At 34.8% G+C, this 3,383-nt stretch carries 4 protein-coding genes and 1 pseudogene; 3 read left to right on the plus strand and 2 right to left on the minus strand.

Features of this window, described 5'->3' with window-relative positions:
* The 3 genes and pseudogenes from V7183_RS23600 to V7183_RS23610 form a co-directional block, all read left to right on the plus strand.
* Positions 1 to 511: GNAT family N-acetyltransferase (locus tag V7183_RS23600; protein ID WP_335361024.1), on the plus strand; the 511-nt coding region annotated here is incomplete at its 5' end.
* Between the two features lie 107 nt (positions 512 to 618).
* A pseudogene (locus V7183_RS23605) lies at positions 619 to 825 on the plus strand (GyrI-like domain-containing protein); the annotation flags it as partial.
* A 17-nt stretch (positions 826 to 842) separates the two neighbouring features.
* Complete coding sequence (locus V7183_RS23610) at positions 843 to 1,412, plus strand: GNAT family N-acetyltransferase (RefSeq protein ID WP_097898561.1); 570 nt, start codon at positions 843 to 845, stop codon at positions 1,410 to 1,412.
* 243 nt (positions 1,413 to 1,655) lie between these two features.
* Here V7183_RS23610 and V7183_RS23615 read toward each other — a convergent pair whose 3' ends face one another.
* Both V7183_RS23615 and V7183_RS23620 read right to left on the minus strand, forming a co-directional pair.
* The gene (locus V7183_RS23615; RefSeq protein ID WP_335361025.1) at positions 1,656 to 2,735 is read right to left on the minus strand and encodes a DUF3900 domain-containing protein; all 1,080 of its coding nucleotides are present in this window, start codon (positions 2,733 to 2,735) and stop codon (positions 1,656 to 1,658) included.
* 116 nt (positions 2,736 to 2,851) lie between these two features.
* Positions 2,852 to 3,178, minus strand: a complete 327-nt coding sequence (locus tag V7183_RS23620; RefSeq protein WP_335361026.1) for a hypothetical protein — start codon at positions 3,176 to 3,178, stop codon at positions 2,852 to 2,854.
* Positions 3,179 to 3,383: the final 205 nt, after the last annotated feature.

Here is a 3,383-nt window from a genome sequence, read left to right on the forward strand (position 1 = left end):
TGGATTTGAAGAATTAATAAGTCCAGTCCAATTATGGAATAAGAAATTAACTAAAAAAGATAAAAATGAAAAAGTTACTATTGAAAAGGTATCTGAATTGAACTTTGAAGAAGCTTTAGATATTGAATGTAATATAAAAGAGTTTGGAGGAGGCGAAGTTAGAAAAAAAGCTTTCCAAGAGGAATTCCAACATCCAGCATTCACTCACTATCTACTTCGATACAATGGAGTAGCATGTTCCATCGCTTGTATTTTTGAACATGAAAAACAGGCCCGAATGGAGAGTGTAGCTACAATTGAAAAGTTTAGAGGTAAAGGATTAATAGGTGAACTTATTCACTTTATTCAAAGTGAAGTAATGAATAGAGGACTAGATAATCCTTGGGTGATCCCAATTAATGAAATAGTAGAAAAAGTGTATGAAAAATATGGATTTGAAACAGTAGAAAAAATTAAAACGGGGCATGCGTTTTTAGAAGGAAAAAGCATTAAAGAAATTCAAGAGGGATAGAAAAAACCAACTTATTTTCCACTTCTTTATCAGGCATTACAAAAAGACATTCAAGACCTATCAAAGATATTACTTCGTCTATTCAATCTTTTACAGAAGAACGGACGAAAATCCCAAAGGATAAATATGCTGAATTCAAAGTCAACAGGACCATTGATTTAGCTCAAAACATGAGAAGATACATCTATGGAACATGGTTACCGAATTCTAAATATGAGAGAAGAGAGGGACCAGATTTTGAAATTACTGATGTTTTAAATTCAACAATTCCAAATGAAATGAAAATGAAAATCTATATACCAATTAAGGAATAACCTAAGGAGAGAATCAAATGAATATTGAAATGGCTTTTGGGGATTTCCCAGTATTGGAATCCGTGAATCTAGTATTACGAAAAATCGAAGAGATACACTTACAGGAAGTATATTCGATCTACGACAATAATAAAGTATTTGAATATTGTGGAATCATTCCTAAACATAACTTACAAACGGTAAGAAAGATGATTGGTCATTTTGATAGGGACTATCATAAAAAAAGCAGAATTAAATGGGGTATCTTTCAGAAGAATCAAAGTGATAAATTAGTTGGAATTATTGAATCTATGGATTTTAACCAAAAAGTGAATATGGTATCCATTGGCTACTTTTTGGCAGAGGAGTATTGGGGGAAGGGAATTGCAACTGAATCCGTTCGTATGTTGGTAAAATTTTTATTTGAAGAAGTGAATGTAAACAGAATTCAAGCAGAGGTCATGCCTGTAAATGAGGTTTCAAAAAAAGTCCTCGTAAAAAACGGTTTTATGAAAGAAGGGTTGTTAAGACAAGCTTCTTTATGGTCTGGTAAAGGAGTAATTGATTTAGAAATATACGGCATCCTTAAAGAAGACTACATAAGGTAATGGAGTATTTTTCGATTGGTTAGCGATGGAGTGATTTATGTAATAGAAGGTTTTAGCATCCGTATATTTTTGCTGACTACATTCTGACACATATATATAGGAAAAAATAAAAGAGCGCCAATATTTAGCGCTCTATAGTATGGAAGCTATTATTCAATGTTAGAACCGTAAATGTTAGTGATTTATGATCACATCTGTGAACACAAGTTGATGATTTTAGATGTCACCTCTACACCAATAAACTTAATCCAGATACGGATTCGCCCCTTTTTTTATAATCCGATCGACTACTTCATGTAAATCGTCGGGTTTAAGGAATTCTATCGGTGAAAAACCTTGTTCGAAAGTTAACGTGTCAGCTTCTATCATTAATACATATCTGTCATTTACTTTCGCAATATGAATCTGGTCTCCAAAATCCGCAAGCAATGCCTTCACAGAAATATGGTCAGCTTTTACTTTCAATTCAACTTCAGGAGCATGCTCGACGATTTGAGCGGTAGCTTCCATTACTTCTTCTGGTGAAAACTGTTCCATAATTTCACGCTTTGGACTTGCAGCCCATACTTCCATCGCTTGGTCAAATTGTTCTCGTTCTTCTGTTCCTTCTTCAAAGACGTCTTCAATTTGATCGTATACCATATCCATAACTTGTGTTTTCATAATTTCTGGCATGGAACGCTCGTATTCGACGAATTTTAAGAAGTCCTCAAAGTAACGAGCGTGTGATGCTTGATGGATCTTTAGTTCGCCTACTTCAACCATTCCTTCTTCTGGCATGTAGGGGTATTGAATTGACTTCATGTTTTTTGTTGTAATCGCCATTTCAACGTTGCGAATAAGTGTTGCTTCGTCAGAGATGGAAGCGACTTTTGGTTCGAAATCACATTTCATAACGAAGACGAATGGATCATCGAAGTATTTTCGTAGTTTTGCTTGAGCAACTAAAAATACACCGCCACGTACAGCGCTCGTATCGATATATGTATAAACAAGAGGTTCGCTCATATCTTTGAAATTCTCTTTCGTTTCCGCAAAGCGAATGCGGTTAAATAAATTATAATGAGGATTTGAATCTAATTCGTGTCCGGGTTCTACGATAAATCGGCCAATTTTTGTCGGCGCCTGTTCTGTTTTTGCATGGCGTTCTACTTTTCGTTTCGATATTTTTAATAATTCCCCATCTAAGAATTCTTTTAAGGAGCTATCTTCATACTCATCAGCATCTAATGTTTGGAAATGCTTATATCGTTTATCTGCTTGTTCACCTTTTCCTTCAACTTGTACAACATAGAAAGAAAGAAAATTTATTTCAAAATCCATATTTATCACCTTGTTTCATTTCATTGACTCTTACCAGTATAGAGATGGAGAAAACATTCGTCAATTTAATAAAGGAAGGGAGGTCCCTTCCTTATATCATTTTTTATTTTTACAAATTAAAAGCCATCCTCAAGTGCTGAAAATGGAATGTTCAGCCTGTTTTCTACAGTACGTAATCTTTGATTTAAGCGATTCAGCCTGCGTGTATGGCGTTCAACTGTTTGCTGAAGTTGATTGACTTGTCGCTCGAGCTCGGTTACTCGCTTCTCTAGCTGGCGACTACCGCCACCTGGGAATGAAATAGGGATTTGAAATTGTCTATTTGGATCATATGGATCGATTTGTTCTGTTTGTCCGATATATGGTTGGTATTGTGGTTGAAGATCATATTGCGCTTGATGTATATAAGGGTTATATGGATCGTATGGATTGTAGGTATACATAAACATCCTCCGTTCTTTAAAATTAGGTTAAATTCACCATAATGTATGTGCAAGAGCGGATGGGTGGCACGGCAAATACCCATAAAGTAGGTGCTTATAATTTGAAGGGAGCTTGTAAAGATCATTTCAAAAATGGTCTAACATACAAAAAATATAAAATATCAATGTATTACATTTGTTTTTCACTTGTTACATGGTATATACT

Origin of the sequence: Bacillus sp. JJ1127 (genome assembly GCF_036965845.1) — a bacterium.
Classification (GTDB): Bacteria; Bacillota; Bacilli; order Bacillales; family Bacillaceae_G; genus Bacillus_A.